Annotated in this window: 27 protein-coding genes; 15 read left to right on the top strand and 12 right to left on the bottom strand. The window is 63.1% G+C overall.

Translation table 11 applies throughout. From position 1 onward, the window contains the following. Positions 1 to 132: 132 nt before the first annotated feature. The 3 genes from NKH37_RS03345 (at position 133) to NKH37_RS03335 (ending at position 3,304) form a co-directional block, all read left to right on the top strand. Entirely contained in the window at positions 133 to 579 is a 447-nt protein-coding gene (locus tag NKH37_RS03345; protein WP_245278666.1) for a DUF1036 domain-containing protein, read from the top strand. Further along, complete coding sequence (gene pyk / locus NKH37_RS03340; RefSeq protein WP_352494178.1) at positions 576 to 2,006, top strand: pyruvate kinase; 1,431 nt, start codon at positions 576 to 578, stop codon at positions 2,004 to 2,006. Before NKH37_RS03345 ends, pyk begins: the two co-directional genes overlap by 4 nt. 215 nt (positions 2,007 to 2,221) lie before the next feature. Further along, positions 2,222 to 3,304 carry an NAD(P)H-dependent flavin oxidoreductase gene (locus tag NKH37_RS03335; protein ID WP_352788774.1) on the top strand — a complete coding sequence of 361 codons (1,083 nt, stop codon included), beginning with the start codon at positions 2,222 to 2,224 and terminating at the stop codon, positions 3,302 to 3,304. A gap of 67 nt (positions 3,305 to 3,371) precedes the next feature. Here NKH37_RS03335 and NKH37_RS03330 read toward each other — a convergent pair whose 3' ends face one another. Then, a complete protein-coding gene (locus NKH37_RS03330; RefSeq protein ID WP_023720995.1) occupies positions 3,372 to 3,971 on the bottom strand; it encodes a tetratricopeptide repeat protein in 600 nt (199 codons plus the stop codon). Between the two features lie 94 nt (positions 3,972 to 4,065). Beyond that, positions 4,066 to 4,191, bottom strand: a complete 126-nt coding sequence (gene ykgO / locus NKH37_RS03325) for a type B 50S ribosomal protein L36 (protein WP_006327841.1) — start codon at positions 4,189 to 4,191, stop codon at positions 4,066 to 4,068. A gap of 236 nt (positions 4,192 to 4,427) precedes the next feature. Here ykgO and NKH37_RS03320 point away from each other — a divergent pair, with 236 nt between their 5' ends. Continuing rightward, entirely contained in the window at positions 4,428 to 4,850 is a 423-nt protein-coding gene (locus NKH37_RS03320; RefSeq protein ID WP_023720994.1) for a lysozyme inhibitor LprI family protein, read from the top strand. A 70-nt stretch (positions 4,851 to 4,920) separates the two neighbouring features. Here the strand turns inward: NKH37_RS03320 and NKH37_RS03315 are convergent, their stop codons facing one another. From NKH37_RS03315 to NKH37_RS03280, 8 genes are all read right to left on the bottom strand, one after another. Continuing rightward, a complete protein-coding gene (locus NKH37_RS03315) occupies positions 4,921 to 5,997 on the bottom strand; it encodes a 5-(carboxyamino)imidazole ribonucleotide synthase (RefSeq protein WP_352640164.1) in 1,077 nt (358 codons plus the stop codon). After that, on the bottom strand, positions 5,994 to 6,491 hold the full coding sequence (purE, locus tag NKH37_RS03310; protein ID WP_352961802.1) for a 5-(carboxyamino)imidazole ribonucleotide mutase: 498 nt from the start codon (positions 6,489 to 6,491) through the stop codon (positions 5,994 to 5,996). Before purE ends, NKH37_RS03315 begins: the two co-directional genes overlap by 4 nt. Before the next feature lie 99 nt (positions 6,492 to 6,590). After that, a complete protein-coding gene (locus tag NKH37_RS03305; RefSeq protein WP_031194547.1) occupies positions 6,591 to 7,796 on the bottom strand; it encodes an aminotransferase class V-fold PLP-dependent enzyme in 1,206 nt (401 codons plus the stop codon). Positions 7,797 to 7,813: 17 nt separating this feature from the next. After that, positions 7,814 to 8,275: a RidA family protein gene (locus NKH37_RS03300; RefSeq protein ID WP_023678474.1), complete on the bottom strand. Its 462-nt coding sequence runs from the start codon at positions 8,273 to 8,275 to the stop codon at positions 7,814 to 7,816. Between the two features lie 34 nt (positions 8,276 to 8,309). Further along, positions 8,310 to 9,104 carry an amino acid ABC transporter ATP-binding protein gene (locus NKH37_RS03295; protein ID WP_352855444.1) on the bottom strand — a complete coding sequence of 265 codons (795 nt, stop codon included), beginning with the start codon at positions 9,102 to 9,104 and terminating at the stop codon, positions 8,310 to 8,312. A 4-nt stretch (positions 9,105 to 9,108) separates the two neighbouring features. Continuing rightward, on the bottom strand, positions 9,109 to 9,759 hold the full coding sequence (locus tag NKH37_RS03290) for an amino acid ABC transporter permease (protein WP_352640167.1): 651 nt from the start codon (positions 9,757 to 9,759) through the stop codon (positions 9,109 to 9,111). 1 nt (position 9,760) lies between these two features. Further along, complete coding sequence (locus tag NKH37_RS03285) at positions 9,761 to 10,426, bottom strand: amino acid ABC transporter permease (protein WP_352917721.1); 666 nt, start codon at positions 10,424 to 10,426, stop codon at positions 9,761 to 9,763. A gap of 71 nt (positions 10,427 to 10,497) precedes the next feature. After that, positions 10,498 to 11,379: a transporter substrate-binding protein gene (locus NKH37_RS03280; RefSeq protein WP_352917720.1), complete on the bottom strand. Its 882-nt coding sequence runs from the start codon at positions 11,377 to 11,379 to the stop codon at positions 10,498 to 10,500. Positions 11,380 to 11,506: 127 nt separating this feature from the next. On the opposite strand from NKH37_RS03280, the gene NKH37_RS03275 reads away from it, so the two are divergent. Then, positions 11,507 to 12,310 (top strand): IclR family transcriptional regulator, encoded by an 804-nt coding sequence (locus NKH37_RS03275; RefSeq protein ID WP_353003816.1) that lies wholly within the window; start codon positions 11,507 to 11,509, stop codon positions 12,308 to 12,310. A gap of 34 nt (positions 12,311 to 12,344) precedes the next feature. Here NKH37_RS03275 and NKH37_RS03270 read toward each other — a convergent pair whose 3' ends face one another. Next, complete coding sequence (locus tag NKH37_RS03270) at positions 12,345 to 12,548, bottom strand: YdcH family protein (RefSeq protein ID WP_023678480.1); 204 nt, start codon at positions 12,546 to 12,548, stop codon at positions 12,345 to 12,347. 241 nt (positions 12,549 to 12,789) lie between these two features. Here NKH37_RS03270 and NKH37_RS03265 point away from each other — a divergent pair, with 241 nt between their 5' ends. The 7 genes from NKH37_RS03265 to NKH37_RS03235 all read left to right on the top strand — a co-directional run bounded on the left by NKH37_RS03265 (position 12,790) and on the right by NKH37_RS03235 (position 19,529). Continuing rightward, on the top strand, positions 12,790 to 12,969 hold the full coding sequence (locus tag NKH37_RS03265) for a YdcH family protein (RefSeq protein ID WP_023678481.1): 180 nt from the start codon (positions 12,790 to 12,792) through the stop codon (positions 12,967 to 12,969). Positions 12,970 to 13,173: 204 nt separating this feature from the next. Next, a complete protein-coding gene (gene ispG, locus NKH37_RS03260) occupies positions 13,174 to 14,427 on the top strand; it encodes a flavodoxin-dependent (E)-4-hydroxy-3-methylbut-2-enyl-diphosphate synthase (RefSeq protein ID WP_352480886.1) in 1,254 nt (417 codons plus the stop codon). A 4-nt stretch (positions 14,428 to 14,431) separates the two neighbouring features. Further along, positions 14,432 to 15,286, top strand: coding sequence for a lytic transglycosylase domain-containing protein (locus NKH37_RS03255; protein ID WP_352961795.1), 855 nt, complete (start codon positions 14,432 to 14,434; stop codon positions 15,284 to 15,286). Between the two features lie 174 nt (positions 15,287 to 15,460). Further along, on the top strand, positions 15,461 to 16,657 hold the full coding sequence (locus NKH37_RS03250; RefSeq protein WP_352999125.1) for a phosphoglycerate kinase: 1,197 nt from the start codon (positions 15,461 to 15,463) through the stop codon (positions 16,655 to 16,657). Positions 16,658 to 16,797: 140 nt separating this feature from the next. After that, on the top strand, positions 16,798 to 17,823 hold the full coding sequence (locus NKH37_RS03245) for a class I fructose-bisphosphate aldolase (protein WP_023720982.1): 1,026 nt from the start codon (positions 16,798 to 16,800) through the stop codon (positions 17,821 to 17,823). A 151-nt stretch (positions 17,824 to 17,974) separates the two neighbouring features. Further along, positions 17,975 to 18,712 carry a DUF899 domain-containing protein gene (locus tag NKH37_RS03240; protein ID WP_023720981.1) on the top strand — a complete coding sequence of 246 codons (738 nt, stop codon included), beginning with the start codon at positions 17,975 to 17,977 and terminating at the stop codon, positions 18,710 to 18,712. 85 nt (positions 18,713 to 18,797) lie between these two features. Continuing rightward, complete coding sequence (locus NKH37_RS03235) at positions 18,798 to 19,529, top strand: SGNH/GDSL hydrolase family protein (RefSeq protein ID WP_023720980.1); 732 nt, start codon at positions 18,798 to 18,800, stop codon at positions 19,527 to 19,529. A 116-nt stretch (positions 19,530 to 19,645) separates the two neighbouring features. On the opposite strand, the gene NKH37_RS03230 is transcribed toward NKH37_RS03235, so the two are convergent. Beyond that, a complete protein-coding gene (locus tag NKH37_RS03230; protein ID WP_008873884.1) occupies positions 19,646 to 19,807 on the bottom strand; it encodes a hypothetical protein in 162 nt (53 codons plus the stop codon). A gap of 203 nt (positions 19,808 to 20,010) precedes the next feature. On the opposite strand from NKH37_RS03230, the gene NKH37_RS03225 reads away from it, so the two are divergent. The 3 genes from NKH37_RS03225 to NKH37_RS03215 all read left to right on the top strand — a co-directional run bounded on the left by NKH37_RS03225 (position 20,011) and on the right by NKH37_RS03215 (position 21,465). Next, the gene (locus NKH37_RS03225; RefSeq protein ID WP_023720979.1) at positions 20,011 to 20,178 is read left to right on the top strand and encodes a hypothetical protein; all 168 of its coding nucleotides are present in this window, start codon (positions 20,011 to 20,013) and stop codon (positions 20,176 to 20,178) included. A gap of 141 nt (positions 20,179 to 20,319) precedes the next feature. Then, positions 20,320 to 20,727 (top strand): hypothetical protein, encoded by a 408-nt coding sequence (locus NKH37_RS03220; protein WP_352917719.1) that lies wholly within the window; start codon positions 20,320 to 20,322, stop codon positions 20,725 to 20,727. An 18-nt stretch (positions 20,728 to 20,745) separates the two neighbouring features. After that, the gene (locus NKH37_RS03215) at positions 20,746 to 21,465 is read left to right on the top strand and encodes a helix-turn-helix transcriptional regulator (RefSeq protein WP_353003811.1); all 720 of its coding nucleotides are present in this window, start codon (positions 20,746 to 20,748) and stop codon (positions 21,463 to 21,465) included. Positions 21,466 to 21,494 lie beyond the last annotated feature (29 nt).

Genomic DNA, 21,494 nt, shown 5'->3' with positions numbered 1-21,494 from the left:
GATTGGACAGATCGGCGCGTTGACATGCGTACGGACTTTTCCGAAAAGGGGCGTTGAGAGATGCAAATGTGGTTCTTGAGGGGTTTCGGGATGGGTTTCGCCGGCAGGCTGCGTGTGCGCCATGCCTTGGCCATGCCGCTCCTGATACCGGCCATGGGCCTTTTTGTGGTGATTTCGGCCTCGCCGGCACGCGCCGATTTCCGCGTCTGCAATGCCACGCAGAACCTGGTCGGCGTCGGCATCGGCTATCGCGCCAAAGCCGGCTGGATCACCGAAGGCTGGTGGCACATCGAAGGATCGAGTTGCAAGACGCTGATCGAGGGACCGTTGTCATCAAGGTTTTACTATCTTTATGCAGAAGACGCCGAGCGCGGCGGACGCTGGGATGGCCCGATCAACATGTGCGTGGCCGAAAAAGAGTTCAAGATCGCCGGCGTTACCGATTGCGTCGCCCGAGGCTTTCAGCGCGCCGGATTCCAGGAATATGACACGGGCGAGCAGGCAAGCTGGATGGTCCAGCTGACTGACGAGCCCGCAACGGATGGCGCTCCAGCCGCCCCGGGAACAAACAGTCAATGAGACGCAGCCGCAAGGTCAAGATCCTCGCCACCATCGGTCCGGCCTCCTCGTCCGAGGAGATGCTGAAGAAGCTGTTCGAAGCCGGCGCCGACGTGTTCCGCATCAATATGAGCCACACCGACCATGAATTGATGCGTACGCTCGTCGGCCGTATTCGTGCCGTCGAGGAGGCGGTCGGCCGGCCGATCGGCGTTCTCGCAGACCTGCAAGGGCCAAAGCTGCGCGTCGGCAAGTTCGCCAACGGCAAAGAGGTGCTGACCGTCGGTCAGACCTTCACGCTCGACGACAATCCCGAACCCGGCAATTCGACGAGGGTCTACCTGCCGCATCCTGAAATCCTGCGTTCGGTCGAGGCTGGTCATCGCCTGCTGATCGACGACGGCAAGCTCGAGCTCAAGGCGGTCAGCAGCAACGGCAAGGCGATCGTCTGCACCGTCGTCGCCGGCACGATCATTTCCGACAAGAAGGGCGTCAGCCTGCCCGACACCGACCTGCCGGTCGGAGCGCTGACGGAAAAGGACCGCCGGGATCTCGACGCGGTTCTGGCGACCGGCGTCGACTGGGTGGCACTGTCCTTCGTGCAGCGGCCCGAGGACCTGGCCGAAGCACGCAAGATCGCACGCGGCCGGGCGCTGATCATGGCCAAGATCGAAAAGCCGCAGGCCGTCGCCCGGCTGGCCGAGATCATTGAACTTTCGGATGCGCTGATGGTTGCCCGCGGCGATCTCGGCGTCGAGATGCCGCTCGAAGCCGTGCCTGGCATCCAGAAGCAGATCACTCGCGCCGCGCGCCGTGCCGGCAAGCCGGTGGTGGTCGCCACGCAGATGCTGGAATCGATGATCACCGCGCCGGTGCCGACACGCGCCGAGGTGTCGGACGTTTCGATCGCCGTGTTTGAAGGCGCCGACGCGATAATGCTTTCGGCGGAGTCCGCCGCCGGCGCCTATCCGGTCGAGGCGGTGGCGATGATGAACCGGATCGCCACCAAGGTCGAAACCGACCCGACCTATGCCGGCATCATCAACGCGCAGCGCTCGGAACCGGAAGCGACGGGAGCCGACGCCATCTCGCTCGCCGCCCGCGAAATAGCCGAGACGCTTAAGCTGTCGGCGATCATCACCTATACCGCGTCCGGCACAACCGGCTTGCGCGCCGCGCGCGAGCGGCCGCAGGTGCCGATCGTGGCGCTGTCGCCGATCCTCAACACGGCGCGGCGGCTGTCGCTGCTGTGGGGCACGCATTGCGTCGTTTCTCCCGATGCCATCGACCTCGACGATATGGTCGATCGCGCCTGCCGCATCGCTTTGGACGAAGGCTTCGGCAAGCCCGGCGACCGCGTCATCATCACGGCCGGCGTGCCGCTGAGGACGCCGGGCTCGACCAACATGCTGCGCATCGCCTATGTCGGATCGGAAGTCGGCCGCTAATGTCGGCTGCGGCTGCCGGATGGGCCGGCTGCATGGCGCGTCGTAAACGCGGCGCCAGCCCGGCGCGTCGACCGCAGTCGGGTTAGGATCGACGCCGAACTCCGCCAGCTTGCATCAGCCTGTGGCCGGCCGTGAAGCGGTTCGAAGGCCCTATCCGACTTGAGCTGGAAGTCAGTTAAGGTAATCTCTCCTGGGAGAAAGAGGAGGGTGATCCAATGTGGATGCGCACTGATCTTCTGGAACTCCTCGGCATTGAACACCCGATAATCCAGGCGCCGATGAGCGGCATCACCACACCGGAACTCGCGGCGGCAGTCAGCAATGCCGGGGCACTAGGCTCGCTCGGATGCGGTATTCTGCCTGCGGAGGCTATCCGCGAGCAGCTCACGGCGACGCAGCACGCCACCAATCGTCCGATCAACGTCAACTTCTTTGCGCACCCGCCGCCGGCACGCGATGATGCGGCAGCCCAAAGTATGCGCGACCGCCTTCGCGGCCGCTATGAGGAGGTCGGCCTCGGACCGGTACCCGAGCCGGGCGAGCCCTTCCCCACCTTCGATCGTGAGCGTCTCGAAATTGTGCTCGAGCTGCGCCCGAAGGTGGTCAGCTTCCACTTCGGCCTACCCGACACCGCAATTGTGCAGCAGTTGAAAGCGGCCGGCTGTACTGTCTTGTGTTCGGCTACCACCGTCTCGGAAGCGCGCCAGCTTGAGGCAGGAGGGGTGGACGCCATTATCGCGCAGGGATACGAGGCGGGTGGGCATCGCGGCACATTCACTGGCGACCCTGCTATCGGCACAGCCGGCACTATGGCCCTCGTACCACAGATTGTTGATGCCGTGCGGGTGCCTGTAATTGCTGCCGGCGGTATCTTCGACGGTCGCGGCATTGCTGCCAGCTTTGCACTTGGTGCATCTGGTGTGCAGATCGGCACGGCTTTCCTGGCCTGTCCTGAAGCCAATGTGCAGCCAGTCTATCGCGTAGCATTGCGCTCGGCCAACGACGAGAGCACGTCGGTGACTCGCTGCTTCACTGGCCGCCCAGCGCGCGTGGTGCGCAACCGGTTTGTGATGGAAATGGCTGGTGAGGAAGATGCTGCGCTGGCGTTTCCGCTACAGGCGAGTCTGGTCATGCCGCTTTCAATGGCAAAGGATGAAAGCAAGCGGGCTGACTTCTTGCCTATTTGGGCCGGGCAGGGCGTTGCGAAGCTGCGGGAGATGCCGGCCGCCGCCCTTGTGGAGAAACTCGTCACGGAAGCAAGCGGCATAGATCGGGCCGATAGGGGAGTAGGGGAGTAGGGGATGTGTTCCGGAGTGCATCTACACCACTCACATACTGCCTTACTCCCCTATTCCCTTACTGGTCTCAAATGCCTTCGCCGGCAAGCTCTTCGGAAAGTGCGGCGACCTGGTCCTGGGCGCTGCGCATCATCGGATAGATGCCGAGAACGCGCTGCCAGGCCTCGAGCGCCGACTGCTTGTGGCCGGTTTCGGCCATGATCTGGGCCAGGCCGGAAAGCGCGCCGAAATGGCGTGGTTCGAGCTGCAGGGTACGGTCGATGTCCGACATCGACTTCCCGTAGTTCTTCATCATGAAATGAACCGTGGCGCGCCGGTTCCAGCCTTCCGCATAGGTCGGCTGCAGGGTTACCACCTGATCGAGGAAATCGAGCGCAACATCGAATTTCTGGTTTTCAGTCGCCTTTTGCGACCATTGCATCATCAGGTCGATCGAGGCACTGCCCGACTGGGACCACTCGCTGCCGATGCGCCCGGCGATGCGCTCGGCCGCCTTTTCGTTGCGTTCGCGCTTGAGATCGGCAAACAGCTGATCGAGCCGCGCCTGTTTCGTCATCACAACCGGAGGTGCTGTCGGCCGATTTGCTGTCGGATCTTCAGCCCACGCCGGCAGCGAGACAGCGCTGGAAACGAAGAAAGCCGTGAAAAATGCAAAAAGAATCCGCATCGCGGGAATCTAGCCCCCGACGCCGGATCGTCAACTGAATTTAGCGTGAGAGGCGTATCATGCGCACGGAGGCGCGCAGCCTCCGGTCAAAAACTCAACCCTGGCGCGCCTTGTAGCGCGGAGCGGTCTTGTTGATGATGTAGACGCGGCCCTTGCGACGAACCAGCTGGTTGTCGCGGTGACGCGCCTTCAACGCCTTGAGCGAATTCTTGATCTTCATGGTCTTGCCCGTCGGTCTGGGCCCGGTCCCGGGCCGAACTATTAAGGCGCGCCCACAGACGCGCCTTTGAACTGTGCGTGGCTCATAGACGAGGAGCCTTGCCCGTGTCAACCGCAAGCGCGTTGCCTAAACGATACGGACCGTTTCGTATCATCGAAATACCCGCCAACGGCGCCTTGCGGCATTGCGCGGGCTTGAGACGGCTGGAATGATGCGGTTGCGAATTGGAGATCATCATGCGCCGAATTCTTGTGTCCGCCTGTCTTGCCGTCCTTGCGGCAGGTTCTGTTGCCCATGCGCAGGAATGCGACCGCAACGACGACAGCCAGCAGATGATGAACATCTGCGCCGACGCGGACTACAAATCCGCCGACGCCAAACTCAACAAGGCCTACCAAGAGCTCATCAGCGCAAGCGATGCAAAAGCCAGGAAGCTGTTGCAGACGGCGCAGCGCGCGTGGATCGCCTTTCGCGACGCGGAATGCAGCTATTCCGCCGCGGACAGCGAAGGCGGCTCGATCTATCCGATGCTGATATCGGAATGCCTGACGCGGCTGACCGACGACCGCACCAAACAGCTCACCGCCGATTCGACCTGCGCGGAAGGCGATGTGAGCTGCGCCAGCCCCGACGAGGACGAGAGCGGCGACATCCAGTAAGCGTAGGTTCTAACTTTTGTTTGAGCATGATCGTTCCCGAAAACCGGATTCCACTTTTCGGGATCATGCTCTAGCTGCGGCGGCTCACGCGCGTGAAATGGCCCATCTTGCGGCCGGGCCGCGCCTCGGCCTTGCCATAGAGGTGCAGCATCAGATCGGGCTCGGCGAGAAGTTCAGGAACGCGCCGGATGTCGTCGCCGATCAGGTTTTCCATGACGCAGTCGAACTGCCGTGCGGGATTTCCCAGCGGCAGGCCGGCGACGGCGCGGATGTGCTGCTCGAATTGCGAGATGGTGCAGGCGGCCTCCGTCCAGTGGCCGGAATTGTGGACGCGCGGCGCAATCTCGTTGGCCAGCAGCGAACCGTCGGCCAGGACAAAGAATTCGACGCCGATGACGCCAACATAGTCGAGCGCTGCAAGTATCTCGGCCGCCGCCGTTTGAGCCGCAGCCGCCGTGTCGGACTTCACCCCGGCCGGCAGCGTCGAACTGTGAAGAATACCGTTGCGATGGACATTCCAGGCCGGATCGTAGGCGGCGAGCGAACCGTCGATGCCGCGCGCGGCGATCACCGAAATCTCGCGCTCGAAGGCGACGAATGATTCCAGGATCAACGGCACGTTGCCCATCGCCTCGCAAGTGCCGGCAAAGCCGCCTGTTTCCATGTTGCGGAAGACACGCTGGCCCTTGCCGTCATAGCCCATCCGGCGCGTCTTCAATATGCCGCTGCCGTTGAACTTTTTCAGCGCGGCCGTCAGTTCCTCGTCATTGTCGACGGGGCTGAAATCCGCGGTCGGTATGCCGATGCCGTTGAGGAATTTCTTTTCCGCCAGCCGGTCCTGAGCCACTTCCAGTGCGCGTGCCGGCGGATAGACCGGGACCGTGGTGGCAAGTGCCGCGGCGGCCGCAACCGGAACGTTCTCGAATTCGTAAGTAACGACGGCACTGGCCGCAGCCAGCTCGCCGAGCGCGGCCGCGTCGTCGTAGGCGGCGACGATCTGCCGGTTGGCGACCTGTGCCGCCGGGCAGTCTGGCTGCGGCTCCAGCACGACGATGCGGTAGCCGAGGCGGGCCGCGGCCATCGCCAGCATGCGGCCGAGCTGGCCGCCGCCAATGATGCCGATGGTCGATCCGGCGGGCAGGCTCACGGCGTGTCCACGGGCTCGGCGGCCACCTTGGCGGTCTGTGCGGCGCGCCAACTATCCAGCCGGGCGGCAAGCTTTTCGTCGCTCAGTGCCAGCACCGCGGCAGCCAGAAGGGCAGCGTTGGCAGCGCCGGCCTTGCCGATGGCCAAAGTGCCGACCGGAATGCCGGCCGGCATCTGCACGATGGATAGCAGCGAATCCTGGCCGGACAGCGTCTTCGATTCCACCGGCACGCCGAACACCGGCAGTGGCGTCATCGCTGCCGTCATGCCCGGCAGATGCGCCGCACCGCCGGCACCGGCGATGATCACCTTGTAGCCGGCGCCCTTGGCGCCCTTGGCGAAGTCATAGAGCCGGTCGGGAGTGCGGTGGGCCGAGACGATCAGCCGCTTGTGCGGAATGCCAAGCGCCTCAAGCGTTTCGGCGGCGTGGCGCATCGTCGCCCAGTCGGACTGGCTGCCCATGATGATGGCGACGTCGGCGCGGTGATTGTCCAAGCTTCTGCTCCCCGGCGGCAAACGCGCGCATTAGCGGAAATCGAGGGGAGCCGCAAGGATAGGAGCGTCCCGCACTCGGGCGAATGGCGCCATCGCTACCTAATCCGGCCAGCGCAAAGCCCCGGCAGACTGCTTGCGAGCGGACTTCATCGCATCCGCGGGCCGCTCAGCAGCGCTCAACACCGCCCGCAGGCGCTCGGCGACGATCTCCGCCTCGCCGGGGTGCAGATTGCACGGATCAAGGAAGAAGTGGCCGCGCTCGACCTCGTGGTTGCGAACGATAATGGGGGGCGAACCCGCCGCCAGTGCCGAGGCCAGCCCGGCGGCGGTGAACCGGCTTTCGGGCGCAACAAACACCTGCAGGCGCTCGAGAGGATTTCCGGTCGGATCGGGAATGATGTTTGCTGCGATGCCGGGCAGGCCCTGCAATGCGGTTTGCCACAGATGCAGTGCGGCTTCTTCCCGCTGGCGGATGCCGGCATGGTCGCGCCGTTCCCAGGCTTCCAGGGCCGCCATGGTGCCGGCAATGCTCTCCTTGCCGACCTTCATGGCGCGCGCAACGCCGCGGTTCTGGAGATAGGCGGCCCGCACCAGATCCTTGCGGCCGGCAACGATGCCGCTTGTCGGCCCTGAGAGAAATTTGTGCCCGCTATAGACGACAATGTCGGCGCCGCGCGCCAGAAAGCCGCGCAAATCGTATTCCGAGGCGGCGTCGACGATCACCGGCACGCCCTTGGCGTGGCAGATCTCGCAGAACTCTTCGAGCGAGAGCATGCCGTATTGCACGGTGTGGTGCGCGACGACGTAGAGGGCTGCCGCCGTCCGGTCCTGGATCGCCTCGCCTACATGATAGTCCTGCGTAACGCTGACCGTGCCGGCGGGCACTGCCTTGGCTCCGGCAAGCCGGATCGACTGGTCGATCGGCGCGCCATAATTGACGATGTGGCCAAGCTGGACGATGACCTCCGATTTGAGGCCCTCGGTGTCGTCCGGCAGCCGCTCGATCGCAAGAAGGCTGGTTCCGGTCATCGCGCCGGCAATCGCCATGGTTATGCCGCTGGCGCAGCATGCGGTGATAAAGCCGGCCTCGCCGCCGGTGAGGCGTGCAATCACCGTGCTTGCGGCGCGCTGCAGATCGTCCATCTCGACCCATTGCGAGGCGATTTCCGACATTGCGGCAATCGCTTCCGGCACGATGATCGAAGCGCCGAGCGCCGTCATCGTTCCGGAAACATTAATGATCGGGCGAAGGCCGAGCCGTTCGCGGATTGTCGTATTGGAACGGTCAGCGGAATAGGTCGTCATCTCTGTAGATCCTGTTTTCAGGCGGCGATCTCGACGACCGCCTCGATTTCAACTGTGATGTTGCCCGGCAGCGAGCCGACACCGATCGCGGAACGGGCGTGTCCGCCAAGCGTATCAAAGACGGCCGCGAAAAGATCGGAACAGCCATTCACCACCTTGGGGTGCTCGCTGAATGTCGGCGTTGCATTGACAAAGCCAAGCAGCTTGACGACGCGCACGATGCGGCCGAGGTCGCCGGCCGCGGCATGCATGACGGCGAGCAGGTTCAGGCCGGTGAGACGGGCATGCCCATAGGCCTCCTCCACGGAGACATCCTCGCCAACCTTGCCGGTGCAGAGCGCGCCATCAGCGCGCAACGGCCCCTGGCCGGAGAGGAAGATCAGCCGTCCGCTCTCGGCATAGGTGACGAAGTTGGCGATGGGCTTCGGCGGCTCGGGCAGCGTCAGGCCCAATTCCGCGAGCCGGATGTAAGGCGTCATAAAAGCTCCTTGCGACAGCTTTCGCCGTCCGGTGTCAAAAATGCGAGGCGCGAAACCGCGCCAGGAAGCTGCGAAGGCGTTCATTGTCGAAGTCCGCAGCCAGAATCTCGGCGGGAGGTCCGACGGCACTGACGCCGCCATCCGCCATGAAAACGATGCGGCTCGATGCGTCGCGTGCAAAAGCCATCTCGTGCGTGACCATCAGCATCGTCATGCCGTCTTCGGCCAGACTACGTACGACCTCGAGCACCTCGCCAACCAGTTCGGGGTCGAGCGCCGAGGTTATCTCGTCGAGGAGCAGGATCTTCGGCTCCATCGCCACGGCGCGGGCGATGCCGACGCGCTGCTGCTGGCCGCCGGAAAGCTCGGCCGGCAGACTGTCGGCCTTGTGGGCGAGCCCGACCCGGCCGAGCCAGTGCTCGGCAATGGTGCGGGCCTCGGCATTGCTCTTGCCGCGCACCTTGCGCAGGCCGAGCATGATGTTGCCGGTCGCAGTCAAATGCGGAAACAGATTGAAGCTCTGGAACACCATTCCGGTCTCGGCGCGCATCGCCGCAAGGTCGCGCTCGCTGCGTCGCTGGCGTGTTCCCGCCTCGCGGTAGCCGACCTCTTTACCGTCGATACGGATCGAGCCGTTATCATAGCTCTCCAGGAAATTGACGCAGCGCAGCAGGGTGGTCTTGCCGCTGCCGGATGGGCCGATGACCGTCACCACCTCGCCGCGCGTCACCTTGAGGCTGACCGAGCGCAGGACCTCGACGGATCCAAAGGCTTTGGAGACCTCGGAGATATCGAGAAGCGCCGGATTTGCGTGCGAGGCTTTGGACATCTTGTTATTCCCGGATGAAGGAGAAACGCCGCTCCAGCCGCCGGCTGGCCAAGGAGAGGGCGTAGTTGACGGCGAAGTAGACGAGCGCGCCGAGGATGTAGAGCGGCATCGCCTCATAGGTGCGGCCGATGACCTGGTTGATCGCTTGCATCAGGTCGGTGATGCCGAGCAGCGAGACCAGCGCGCTGCCTTTCACCGCGTCGGTGACGCCGTTGATCCAGGGCGGCAGGAAGCGCCTGAACGCTTGCGGAAAAATGACGTAGGCCAGCCGCTGGCGGAAGGTCAGCCCGATCGCCATCGCCGCCTCGGACTGACCCTTGGGAATCGAGCCGACGGCGCCCCTGAGATACTCGACGACTTGTGCGGTCTTGAAGAGGGTGAGGGCGAGTACGGCCGCCCAAAAGGACTCAAGATGCAGTCCCACCGCGGGCAGGCCGTAATAGACGAAGAAGATCAGCACCAGGATCGGAATGCCGCGTATGGTGTCGCTGAAGACGCGCACTGCCCAGCGCAGCGGAGCCGGACCATAGACGAGGCCGACACCCATCAGCACGCCGGCGATAAGCGATAGCACCACAACCAGCAGCGACACCCACAAGGTTACGGCAAAGCCTTCGGCGAGGAACGGCAAGGCATAGATGATCTGGCTCAGCATGTCAGCGCGCCGCCTTGAACCGGCGCTCGACCAGCCGCAGCGCGAAAAGCAGCGCGTAGCCGGTCAACAGGTACATCGCAGTCACCACCAGATAGACCTCGACAATGCGGAAGGTGTTGAAGTTGATCCACTGGGCGCCATAGGTGAGCTCGGGTACCGAGATGACCGACGCCACCGACGTGTCCTTGAAGAGCGATATGAAAGTGTTGGAAAGCGCCGGCAGCGTTATGCGCAGCATCGTCGGCAAGCGTACATGGAGCAGTCTCTGCCAAGGGGTCAGGCCAATCGCCTTGCCGGCGTCGAGTTGTCCGCGCGGCACCGCCTCGAGCCCGGAGCGGAACACCTCGACCAGATAGGCGCCGCTGTAGAGCGACAGCGTGGCAATGAACGAGGTTTGCGCGCTGTAGGCGATATCGACCACGGTCGGCAGGCCGTAGAAGACCAGGTAGACGAGCAGGATCAGCGGCACGTTGCGGATGAATTCGACATAGCCCGCGATGACGGTCCGCACCGCTCGCCCGGCCGACACGTACCAGACCGCCAGAAGCAGCCCGATGACGATGCCGAGCGCGATAGAGATGACGGCCAGCTCAAGGCTGAGCAGCAGCCCGCCCCAGAGCTTGTCGAAATGCCGCCAGATCAGGTTGAAGTTGAGGGTATAGCCCATGCGTCCTGCTTAGTGCCGACAGTCCGGGAACGAGGCGGAAGGGCGCCGGAGGCATCCTTCCGCCTGATGGATCAGATAACCGGGAATCCGGGATGGCGGGCCGGCGGCTCCTGTCCGAAATAATCCTTGAACGCAGCGTCGTAGAGTGCCGTTTCATGGCCGAACATGGCGATAGCGAAGGTCTGGTTGACGAAGGTCAGCCAGTCGAGGTCGCCCTGCCGCAGTGCGGCACCATAAAGCATCGAGAACCAACTCTTGCCGGCATCGAAGTATTTGTCCGGATTGCGCGAGGCGAGCCAGCGGACCGTCGACAGATCGACGGCGGCGGCGTCGGATCGTTTCGATTCCAGTGCCTGCAGCACGTTGGCCTGCGTATCTATCTGCATCACCTGCGCCTCCGGCAGGACGATGCGCACGTTTGCCTCGGCATCGACGTTTTGCAGGATGGAAATCCGGGTCGCCGAACCGGCGGCAAGCAGCTTGTCGAAGGTCTTATTCTCGGCGTTCGGAAGGGTCAGCAAGGCGATGCCTTCGACATAGTAGGGCCTGGAGAAGTGGATCAGCTGCGAGCGCTGGGCGGTCATGGTCATGAACTGGATGGTGATGTCGACCTTGTTGGTGGTCACGTTCGGAATGCGCTGGGCCGGATCCTGCATTACGAATTCGACTTTGGTCGGATCGTCGAAAAGCCCCTTGGCGAGAATGCGACCCATGGTGATGTCCATGCCCACCAGTTCGCCGGCATCGTTCTCGAAGTGCCAGGGCGCGTTGGTGCTGCCGGTGCCGACGATCACCTTGCCGCGCTCGAGAACGGTGCGCAGCAGGCTGTCAGGCGCTGCCTGGGCCGCAGCTTTCTGGACATCGACCGCAGTGGCGGCACTCATCACTCCGGCCGTTGCAAGCCCGGCCATTCCCAGTTTCAGAAATTCACGCCTTTTGGATGTGTCGTTCACGGCGACCTCCTTCGTGTTGTGTTCCCCGTTGGACCAGCAGCGCAGGCATCGGTTGCAACTGACGTCCTTGTCCCTTACAAAGGACGCCTGTACTCTGTACAAGACAGATTAACATCAGGAATCGATAATGCAAGAAGGCAATGCCTTGGCCGCTCGACCGGACGCCGGTCTGGACGAAGACAAGAACTCGGGTTCTCGGGAGAAGGGCCTCAACCGGGTCCTCCAGATTCTGGAGTTTCTTCACGCGACCCAGCGCGCGATCGGCATTGGCGATCTTGCCAGAGGGGTGAATGCACCGCGGTCGACGACCTATACGCTGGTGCGCTCGCTGGTTGACGCAGGCCTGCTGGAGATGGCCGGAGACGGCAATCGGGTCTATTTTGGAAAGAAGCTCTATCTCTACGGAATGGACTATGTGCGGGGCAACGACCTGCTCAGGCGAGGGCGCCAGGAAGTCGACCATCTGTCACGCGAGACCGGCGAGACCTCGGAGCTGTGCATGCTGCAAAGCGGCCGCTACACCATCGTCCATTCAAGCCCGGGAACCAGGCCATTCAGGATCAGCTCGGCGACGGGTCTGCAAATACCGCTCCCCTGGACAGCTTCCGGGCGACTGCTCCTCGCCGGCTTCGAAAGGGCAGCGATCGAGGATATGGTCTCGGAAGACGACCTCGCACTGCCGGACGGCCGCAGGTTGCAGCTCGACGATTTCATAGCCGATATCGCGGTGGCCAAGTCGGCCGGCTACTGCGTCACCTCCGGCCTTGTCGATGCCTACACGAAATGCCTGGCCGCGCCGGTCTTTTCGGCGCCGGGCAGGGTCGAGGCGACGATGTGCCTGGTGGTTCCCATCGATACCTCGACCGAAAAGACCGATGACCTGATAGAGCTGTTGCTCGAGCGCGCCGCGCGGCTTTCGATCGCGGCATAGGCCGCCTTTCCAGCAGGCCAGCGCCGGCGTCCGTTCAAGCGATAATGTCTGGAATGATCTTGTCTTCCAGCGCCATCAGCCTGTCCTTCAGGAAAAGCTTCTTTTTCTTCATGCGCTGGATCTGCAGCGGGTCGCAATTCATGGCGATCATCGCATTGATGGCCGCGTCGAAATCGGCGTGTTCCTGCTTCAGCCGGGAATATTCGAGGCGGATATCTGCCTGTTCCTGATCGGACATTTTTACCGTCTGCACGTCTGCGGCGCCCAAACTATGGGCCTGATTGGGCGGGACCGGGGGTCTTCTTGCACCGGCGCGCAGCCCATACCACATTTCATATTGTCGTGGAATGCTACCACGCAGCATTCGACATCGGTGCGCGATGGTGGCACACTGTCATTATGCCGTCACAGAAGCGAGCCTGCGGTGGACGTGCCATGACGGCTGCAATCCGAGGAAACCATGAAAGGGAGAACCAATCATGTCTCTTGCATCCCATCTTGATGAGCTGCAGCGGAAACACGGCGACATCGAACGCGAAATCGACGATGCGATGACCCATCCGTCGGTAGACGACCTCGAAATCGTGAATCTCAAGCGGCGCAAGCTGGCGCTCAAGGACGAGATTGAAAAACTGAAGGCGAAACCGACGACGCATTGACGCCCATCCAGGACTAGCTGCGCCGCCTGGCGCGCGATTTCTTTCCGGTGGCATGTCTCTATGCTGCCGGAAACGCTTATGGATTTGCGGCAAGCTGCCGTCTTGCCATTTCCGATTTGCTAGGTCTGCGCGCCAGTCGCCATTGACAAGCCATCTTTGCTCCTCCACCTCATGCCCGGACCTTCAAGATTAAAGGCAGCCGGCATGACCGGATATTTTTCCTCACCCTTCCCGCGCCGCAGGTCGGTCGGTGTCGACGTCGGCGGCGTGATGGTCGGCGGCGGCGCCCCAGTCGTCGTCCAGTCGATGACCAACACCGACACGGCCGATGTCGACCAGACGGTGGCGCAAGTGGCGGCGCTGCATCGCGCCGGCTCCGAGATCGTGCGCATAACGGTCGACCGCGACGAAAGCGCTGCCGCTGTGCCGGCCATCCGCGAGCGACTGGAGCGGCTCGGGATCGACGTGCCGCTGGTCGGCGATTTCCATTACATCGGCCACAAGCTCCTGGCCGATCATCCGGCCTGCGCCGAGGCCTTGGCCAAGTACCGCATCAACCCCGGCAATGTCGGTTTCAAGGACAAGAGGGATCGGCAGTTCGCGGCGATCGTCGAGATGGCTATCCGATACGACAAGCCGGTGCGCATCGGTGTCAACTGGGGTTCGCTCGACCAGGAGCTGCTGACCCGGCTGATGGACGACAACCAGGCCCAAGGCTTTCCGCTGACCGCGCAGGAAGTGACGCGCGAAGCGATCGTGCAGTCGGCGATCCTGTCGGCCGAAATGGCCGAAGAGATTGGCCTTGCGCGCGAGAAAATCATCCTCTCGGCCAAGGTCAGCGGCGTGCAGGATCTGATCGCCGTCTACACCGAGCTTGCCACCCGTTCCAACCATGCGCTGCACCTCGGCCTGACCGAGGCCGGCATGGGCTCGAAAGGCATTGTCGCATCATCGGCTGCGATGGGCATCCTTCTCCAGCAAGGCATCGGCGACACCATCCGCATCTCGCTGACGCCGGAGCCGAACGGCGACCGCACACGCGAAGTGCAGGTGTCGCAGGAGCTGTTGCAGACCATGGGCTTCCGGCAGTTCGTGCCGATCGTCGCCGCCTGCCCGGGCTGCGGCCGCACGACCTCGACCGTGTTCCAGGAGCTTGCCCAGAACATCCAGGCCGACCTGCGCAAGAACATGCCGGTGTGGCGCGAACAATATCCCGGCGTCGAGAACCTCAAGGTCGCGGTGATGGGTTGCATCGTCAACGGTCCGGGCGAATCCAAACATGCCGATATCGGCATTTCGCTGCCCGGCACCGGCGAGACGCCGACCGCCCCGGTATTCGTCGACGGCAAGAAGGCGGCGACGCTGCGCGGCCCGTCGATTGCCGCGGATTTCGAGAAAATGGTTTCCGACTACATCGAACGGCGGTTTGGGCAACACGGCAAAGCCGCGGCGGAGTAGTTCGATGCGGCGTTTGCTTGGGGCGACGCTGGCTGTCATTTGCGGGCTGGGCTGGGCGACGGCCGTCCAGGCCGATCCGCCGCGGCCGGCCAAGCAGAAGCTGATCGATCGAGTTTGCGATCTTATCGAGACGCATGCCGACCAGAACGGCCTGCCCCGGGATTTCTTTGCCCGGCTGATCTGGAAGGAGAGTCGCTTCGATCCCAATGCGGTCAGCCCCGTCGGTGCGGAGGGTATCGCCCAATTCATGCCGGGTACCGCCAAGATGCGCGGGCTCGCCAATTCGTTCGATATCGAGCAGGCTATCCCGGCCTCGGCAAAATACCTCGCCGAAATGAAGACCGGCTTTGGCAATCTGGGCCTCGCCGCAGCCGCATACAATGCCGGCGAGAGCCGGGTGACGCGCTGGCTGAATTCCGGCGGCTTCTTGCCGATGGAGACCGAAAGCTACGTTTTGGACGTCATGGGCGAGCCGGCCGACAGGTTCACCGATGCCGCGTATGCCGGCGTCATCCGGCCGCTCGACAAGAAGGCGAGCTTCGCTGCCGCCTGCCGCACGCTGCCGGTGATCATGTCCAGAACCGTGCCGATGTCGTCGATCAACATCAAGCCATGGGGCGTGCAGGTGGCCGGCAATTTCCGCCGCGCCGCGGCGCTCAATCAGTGGAGCAATGTGAAACGGCGGTTTCCAGCCTTGCTCAGCGGTCGCAATCCGGTGGTCAGCCGGGTGCGCACACCGATCGGCAGGCGCGGCATCTATGCGGTGCGGATCGGCGCCGACACCAAAGCCAAGGCCGACGATATTTGCCAGAAGCTGCACAGTGTCGGCGGCGCATGCATTGTGGTGCGCAACCGGTAAAGCCATATGTCGGCGCGTTTCGCGCCATTGCTGCCCATCTCGCTCCCGCTGGGCGCTTCATCTTCGACACGCGATCACATTTTCCGTGAACCCTTAAGCAGAACCGTCAGGCAGGTCTTGCATCGTCGTTGATGCGGGGTAAGGTCCCCGCGATTTTTCGCGAAAGGGATCAGCATGGCCGACTTCAAGACACTGGACGACATCGGCAATATCAGCGGCAAGCGTGTGCTGGTGCGTGTCGACCTCAACGTTCCCGTCACTGAGGGCAAGGTCACCGACGCCACCCGCATCGAGCGCATTGTACCGACCATCGCCGAGCTGTCCGGCAAGGGCGCCAAGGTCATCCTGCTTGCACATTTCGGTCGTCCCAAAGATGGACCGGCGCCGGAATTCTCGCTCGAGCCGATCGCCAAGGCGACGGCGGACGTGCTCGGCCGTCCGGTTGGCTTTGCCACCGACTGCATCGGCGACAAGGCCGCGAGCGCCGTCGCCGCCATGGAAAGCGGCGATGTGCTGCTGCTCGAGAACACCCGCTTCTACAAAGCCGAGGAGAAGAACGACCCGGCCTTCACCGAAAAGCTCGCCGCCAACGGCGACATCTTCGTCAACGACGCCTTCTCCGCTGCGCACCGCGCCCATTCGTCGACGGAAGGGCTGGCGCACGTGCTGCCGGCCTTCGCCGGGCGCACCATGCAGGCCGAGCTCGATGCGCTGGAAAAGGGCCTCGGCAATCCCGTCCGCCCGGTTGTCGCCATTGTCGGCGGGGCCAAGGTCTCGACCAAGATCGACTTGTTGATGAACCTGGTGAAGAAGGTCGACGCGCTGGTCATCGGCGGCGGCATGGCCAACACGTTTCTCGCGGCACGCGGCACCGACGTCGGGAAATCCTTGTGCGAGCACGATCTCGCGACCACCGCCAAGCAGATCATGATCGAGGCGGCCGAGGCCGGCTGCGCCATCATCCTGCCCGCTGACGGCGTTGTCGCCAGGGAGTTCAAGGCCGGTGCCGCAAGCGAGACCGTCGCCATAGCAGACGTACCAGCCGATGGCATGATCCTCGATGTCGGCGCGAAAACCGTGAAAACCATTGCCGAATGGATCGACCGTGCCGCGACGCTGGTCTGGAACGGGCCGCTCGGTGCCTTCGAGATCGAGCCGTTCGACCATGCGACGGTGGCGACGGCCAGGCACGCGGCAGCGCGCACCAAGGCCGGCAGGCTGGTCTCGGTGGCCGGCGGCGGCGATACGGTGGCCGCCCTCAACCATGCCGGCGTCAGCGATGATTTCACCTATGTCTCGACGGCCGGCGGCGCTTTCCTCGAATGGATGGAAGGCAAGCCCTTGCCCGGCGTCGACGTCTTGAAGCGCTGAGCGCGGCGTTAATAACAGCGCGAAGCAGTGCGCTCGCGATTTTCAATCGATTCGCGCTTCTCCGACGAAAGGGTTCGACTTGAACCTGCGTTGCTCTGGTGGTCTGCTGGGTACGGGTCAATTCTTTCAGGAGAAGCACGATGAGCGAACGTCTCGAGGACATTGCCGCCGCGATGGTGGCCAACGGCAAGGGCCTGCTGGCTGCCGACGAGAGCTCCGGCACTATCAAGAAGCGCTTCGACGTCATCGGCGTCGAGTCGACCGCCGACAGCCGCCGCGACTATCGCGAGATGATGTTCCGCGCCAGCGATGCAATGACCAAGTACATTTCCGGCGTTATCCTCTATGACGAGACCATCCACCAGAAGGCCGCCGACGGCACGCCGCTGGTCGACATCATCAAGGCATCAGGCGCCATTCCCGGCATCAAGGTCGACGCCGGCGCCAAGCCTCTGGCAAGATTTCCCGGCGATACCATCACCGAAGGCCTGGACGGCCTGCGCGAACGCCTCGCCGACTATTACAAGCTTGGCGCCCGCTTTGCCAAATGGCGCGCGGTAATCGACATCGATGTTGCCAAGGGGGTGCCTTCCGCCACCTCGATCGGCTCGAATGCCCATGCGCTCGCCCGTTACGCCGCGCTTTGCCAGGAAGCCGGCATCGTGCCGATCGTCGAGCCGGAGGTGCTGATGGACGGCGCTCATGACATCGACACTTGCTACGAGATCAGCAAGGCGACACTGACAAAGCTATACACCGAGCTCTATGCGGCCCGCGTCGTCCTCGAAGGCACCATCCTGAAGCCAAACATGGTTCTCGCCGGCAAGAAATCGGGCAAGGTCAGCAGCCCCGACGAGGTCGCCGAAAGGACGATAAAACTGTTCCGCGAGACGGTGCCAGCCGCGATCGGAGGCATCGCCTTCCTTTCGGGCGGACAATCGGACGAGCAAGCGACCGCCAACCTCAACGCCATCAACGCCATCGGCCCGCATCCGTGGAAGCTGACCTTCTCCTACGGCCGCGCCTTGCAGGCCGCTCCGCAGAAGGCCTGGAGCGGCAAGGCGGCGAACGTCGCCGCCGCGCAGGCCGCCTTCGCCCATCGCGCCCACATGAACCATCTGGCAGCGCTTGGACAATGGCAGCCGTCGCTGGAGCAAGCCGCTTAACCGAATCCATCTTGCGTTTCTCCCGACCCGGGCCACGTGCCCGGGTTTTGCTTGAAAGCAGCAAGGGCTGCAATTTTCTCGCAACTGAAATGCAGCTCGGTGTCGGCATTCCTCGCTGCCGAACGTCCTCCGTGAAAAGAGGAGCAGACCTATGCCAAACAACAAGACCGTTTCGCAGGAAGACTGGTTTCAGGCGCACAAGGCGCATCTGGCGCGCGAAAAGGAATTGACGCGCTTTCGCGACCGCGTCGCCGCCGAACGCCGCGAATTGCCATGGCTGAAGATCCGCAAGGACTACGTCTTCGAGACCGAGCAAGGGCCAAAGAAACTGCCCGACCTGTTTGGCGGCAACAGCCAGTTGATCGTCTACCATTTCATGTTCGGGCCGGGCGCCGATTATCGTTGCGAGGGCTGCTCGTTCCTTGCCGACCACATCGACGGCGCCAACCAGCATCTCAGGCACCACGATGTTTCGCTTGTCGTGGTGGCGCGGGCGCCGCTGGCCGAGCTTCTGCCCTACAAGCAGCGCATGGGCTGGAAATTCGACTGGGTGTCGTCCTACGCCTCGGACTTCAACTTCGATATGCAGGTGTCATTCACCGACAAGCAGATCGCGGCCGGCGACACGACCTACAATTTCGAGCGGCGCGCGCGGAGATCGAAGGACCTTCCCGGCACCAGCGTGTTCTATCGCGACGAGAAAGGCGACATCTTCCTGACTTTCATCTCGCGCTCCAGAGGCGGCGATCCGCTGATCGGCGCCTATCACTATCTCGACCTGACGCCGAAAGGCCGCAACGAAACCGGGCCGCATCATAGCCTCGCCGACTGGGTGCGGCTGCATGACGAGTATGAAGACCAATCCGGGACGCATGACTGCTGCCATTGAGGCGACAGGCTGTCGCTGCAAGGTCGTTCACCTTCAGTGCAACATGCGCTAAGTGCTGTTCGCTGTGCCCTAAAAGGGATTTGCCATGCGGCGCTTTCCGACCCTTCTCACCTGGCTCGCCTTTCCGGTCTATGTCTGGCAAGGACTTGGCGTGCGTCGCCGCACCACCCGCATGCTGCCGGCACAAGGTCCGGTCATGCACGAGATATCAGGCCAGGCGCCGGCAATCTCGCTGCTGGTGCTCGGCGATTCCTCCGCCGCCTCAGTCGGCATCGGCAATTCCGAAAACGGATTGGCCGCGCAACTGGCCGTTCTAATTGCGCAACGCACCGGCCGCACCGTGCGCTGGCGGGCAGCCGGCTTCAACTCGGCAACCTCTGGCCAGATCCGCGATCATGTGCTGCCCAATCTGTCGGCCGATCCGTGGACGCATATCGTGCTCGCCATCGGCACCAACGACACCAAGAATTTTCATTCGGTACCGCGCTTCAAGCGCGATTTTGGCGGCCTGCTCTACGCGCTGCGCGCCAAATGGCCGGAGGCGCGCGTGGTGTGGTCGCCGGTGCTGGAGTTCACCCGGGCGCCGGCAATGCCGCCGCTGCTCGGCAAGATCCTCGAGATCCGCGCCGGCGAGATGAACCGGATGGGCGAGCGCCTTTGCCTCGAGCGCGGCGCCATACCGGCGCCCCGCCTGCCGATCACTGACGCCGAGGCCGGCTTTGCGTCGGATGGATTTCATGCTTCGGAAGCCGGCTACCGCGCCTGGGCGGAACATCTGGCCGGCTTGGTGCTCGCCAACGAACCGGGCGTCGCGTAGCGGCTGCCGGCACTAAAGCGCGTCGCGTTCGATTGGCCTCATGCGACGCGCTTTAGGTTCTTTGTTTTATGTATGTCGTTGGCGCAAAACCGCTGCACACTTTTGCGCGACATGCATTACGTCCAGTGTCCGAGCACCGCCGTAATCGAAATCGCGGCCATAGCCAACAGCGCCAGCTTCCAGAAATCGCTGCGCCGCTTCAGCCCCGGCCAGCCGAGCGGCTTGATGAGCTGGATGACCATCATGGCGATGATGACGAGCGCGAGAAGTTTCGACATGCAGCCTTTGATCAGCATCGCGGCTGGCTGTCAAAGCGGCTCCGCGATCGCGGTCTTTCCACCGCGGCACGCCTCTTTTCAGTACTGTTCGATCACTTCGGTGGACAAATTGGAACGCCGGTCATGAGAGCCGCACCCTCCTGACAGACTGCTGTCAGTAGGGGTGTGCGATAGTGCCTGCATCGAAAGAGAGGAGACCAGCCATGAACGGTTTTACCATTCTGCGTAGCGTGCAGCACTATGTCGGCAAGATCCGGACGATGCGCAATGAGATCCGCACCCAGCGTTTCATGAACACCCTGCCGGCGGACATCCGCAAGGATATTGGCTGGCCGGACATGTATGGCGACCGCCACAATGGCGGCAACTGAGGCAATCTTTCTGCCCGGCGTTTGGATGCGGCCCGGCGATGAGCTTAAACAGGCATGCTGAAGCCTCCTGACAGTATGGTGTCAGGAGGCTCGTGCCATAGTGGGATGGCCGTCAGAGACGGACGGCCGAGAGGACGATCGATGAAAAGCTGGACCGACAGGCTGAACACGCCTGGCATCAACGGCATAACACCGTCGCCACGCACCATCGCTGATGTCGTCGAAGGCCAGCCGATGCTGGTTCCTACAACTCGCCAGGTCGATGCATTCATCCGCGCCATCCCCGAAGGCATGGACATGGATATCCGGGCTTTGCGCATGGCGCTCGCCATCGAGCACAGTGCCGAGGTGACATGTCCGGTCACCATCGGCTATCATCTGCGTACCGTCGCCGAGGCCGCCAACGAGGATCTTGAGCGTGGCATGGCGCTGGGCGACATTGCGCCGTTCTGGCGGGTGCTCGACGCAAGCACGCCGACAACGAGGAAACTGTCCTTCGGCGCGGCCTCCGTCGCCGCGCAGCGCAAGCGCGAAGGGCTGGAGCAATAGACGCCGAGGGACCATACGATGCGCCGCGCCGACAGGCTCTTCCAGATCGTGCAGCACCTGCGCGGTGGCCGTCTGGTCACCGCCCAGAAGCTGGGCACGTGGCTCGAGGTTTCCGAGCGGACCATCTATCGCGACATCGCCGACCTGCAGTCGACCGGCGTGCCGATCGACGGCGAGGCCGGTGTCGGCTACATGATGAGGGAGGGTTTCGACCTTCCGCCGCTGATGTTCACGCGTGACGAGATCGTCGCGCTGGTCGCCGGCGCCCGCATGGTGCGCGCCTTTGGCGGCGCGGCCATGGCGCGAGCCGCCGACGAGGCGCTGGTCAAGATCGGCGCCGTGCTGCCCGACGCCGAAAAGGACCGCATCGCCCGCACCGAGATCCACACGCCGATGTGGGTGGTAAGCGACGCCGCCCGCGAAGCCATCGACCTGATTGAGCGGTCCATCGAGAAACGTCAGGTGCTGACCATCGACTATTCGGATGAGGCCGGCCGCAGCACCGCGCGCGACATCCGCCCGCTCGGCCTGTGGTTCTGGGGCAAGGTGTGGACCTTGGTCGCCTGGTGCGAGATGCGCGGCGATTTCCGCGCCTTCCGCATCGACCGCATCGCCTCGGTGGTCATCGCCGGCCGCACCTTCAAGCCGGAGCGCGGCAAGCAGCTCGCCGATTTCTACCGCGCGGTGGAACGCAGCGAGCACTACGGCATGGCACCGGACCGGGCGGCGCGAAGCTGACACGGAAGATCGCAAAAAAGCCCGCTTGA

Origin of the sequence: Mesorhizobium sp. M1217 (assembly GCF_040318275.1) — a bacterium.
Lineage (GTDB): Bacteria > Pseudomonadota > Alphaproteobacteria > Rhizobiales > Rhizobiaceae > Mesorhizobium.
The sequence above is the reverse complement of the archived record's forward strand: the minus strand, read 5'-3'. Positions and strand labels throughout refer to the sequence as shown.

Coding starts and splice junctions, on each gene's coding strand:
- NKH37_RS03345 (WP_245278666.1), top strand. CDS start 133: ATGCCGCTCCTGATACCGGCCATGGGCCTTTTTGTGGTGATTTCGGCC.
- pyk (WP_352494178.1), top strand. CDS start 576: ATGAGACGCAGCCGCAAGGTCAAGATCCTCGCCACCATCGGTCCGGCC.
- NKH37_RS03335 (WP_352788774.1), top strand. CDS start 2,222: ATGTGGATGCGCACTGATCTTCTGGAACTCCTCGGCATTGAACACCCG.
- NKH37_RS03330 (WP_023720995.1), bottom strand. CDS start 3,971: ATGCGGATTCTTTTTGCATTTTTCACGGCTTTCTTCGTTTCCAGCGCT.
- ykgO (WP_006327841.1), bottom strand. CDS start 4,191: ATGAAGATCAAGAATTCGCTCAAGGCGTTGAAGGCGCGTCACCGCGAC.
- NKH37_RS03320 (WP_023720994.1), top strand. CDS start 4,428: ATGCGCCGAATTCTTGTGTCCGCCTGTCTTGCCGTCCTTGCGGCAGGT.
- NKH37_RS03305 (WP_031194547.1), bottom strand. CDS start 7,796: ATGACGACCTATTCCGCTGACCGTTCCAATACGACAATCCGCGAACGG.
- NKH37_RS03300 (WP_023678474.1), bottom strand. CDS start 8,275: ATGACGCCTTACATCCGGCTCGCGGAATTGGGCCTGACGCTGCCCGAG.
- NKH37_RS03295 (WP_352855444.1), bottom strand. CDS start 9,104: ATGTCCAAAGCCTCGCACGCAAATCCGGCGCTTCTCGATATCTCCGAG.
- NKH37_RS03290 (WP_352640167.1), bottom strand. CDS start 9,759: ATGCTGAGCCAGATCATCTATGCCTTGCCGTTCCTCGCCGAAGGCTTT.
- NKH37_RS03285 (WP_352917721.1), bottom strand. CDS start 10,426: ATGGGCTATACCCTCAACTTCAACCTGATCTGGCGGCATTTCGACAAG.
- NKH37_RS03275 (WP_353003816.1), top strand. CDS start 11,507: ATGCAAGAAGGCAATGCCTTGGCCGCTCGACCGGACGCCGGTCTGGAC.
- NKH37_RS03270 (WP_023678480.1), bottom strand. CDS start 12,548: ATGTCCGATCAGGAACAGGCAGATATCCGCCTCGAATATTCCCGGCTG.
- NKH37_RS03265 (WP_023678481.1), top strand. CDS start 12,790: ATGTCTCTTGCATCCCATCTTGATGAGCTGCAGCGGAAACACGGCGAC.
- ispG (WP_352480886.1), top strand. CDS start 13,174: ATGACCGGATATTTTTCCTCACCCTTCCCGCGCCGCAGGTCGGTCGGT.
- NKH37_RS03255 (WP_352961795.1), top strand. CDS start 14,432: ATGCGGCGTTTGCTTGGGGCGACGCTGGCTGTCATTTGCGGGCTGGGC.
- NKH37_RS03250 (WP_352999125.1), top strand. CDS start 15,461: ATGGCCGACTTCAAGACACTGGACGACATCGGCAATATCAGCGGCAAG.
- NKH37_RS03245 (WP_023720982.1), top strand. CDS start 16,798: ATGAGCGAACGTCTCGAGGACATTGCCGCCGCGATGGTGGCCAACGGC.
- NKH37_RS03240 (WP_023720981.1), top strand. CDS start 17,975: ATGCCAAACAACAAGACCGTTTCGCAGGAAGACTGGTTTCAGGCGCAC.
- NKH37_RS03235 (WP_023720980.1), top strand. CDS start 18,798: ATGCGGCGCTTTCCGACCCTTCTCACCTGGCTCGCCTTTCCGGTCTAT.
- NKH37_RS03230 (WP_008873884.1), bottom strand. CDS start 19,807: ATGTCGAAACTTCTCGCGCTCGTCATCATCGCCATGATGGTCATCCAG.
- NKH37_RS03225 (WP_023720979.1), top strand. CDS start 20,011: ATGAACGGTTTTACCATTCTGCGTAGCGTGCAGCACTATGTCGGCAAG.
- NKH37_RS03220 (WP_352917719.1), top strand. CDS start 20,320: ATGAAAAGCTGGACCGACAGGCTGAACACGCCTGGCATCAACGGCATA.
- NKH37_RS03215 (WP_353003811.1), top strand. CDS start 20,746: ATGCGCCGCGCCGACAGGCTCTTCCAGATCGTGCAGCACCTGCGCGGT.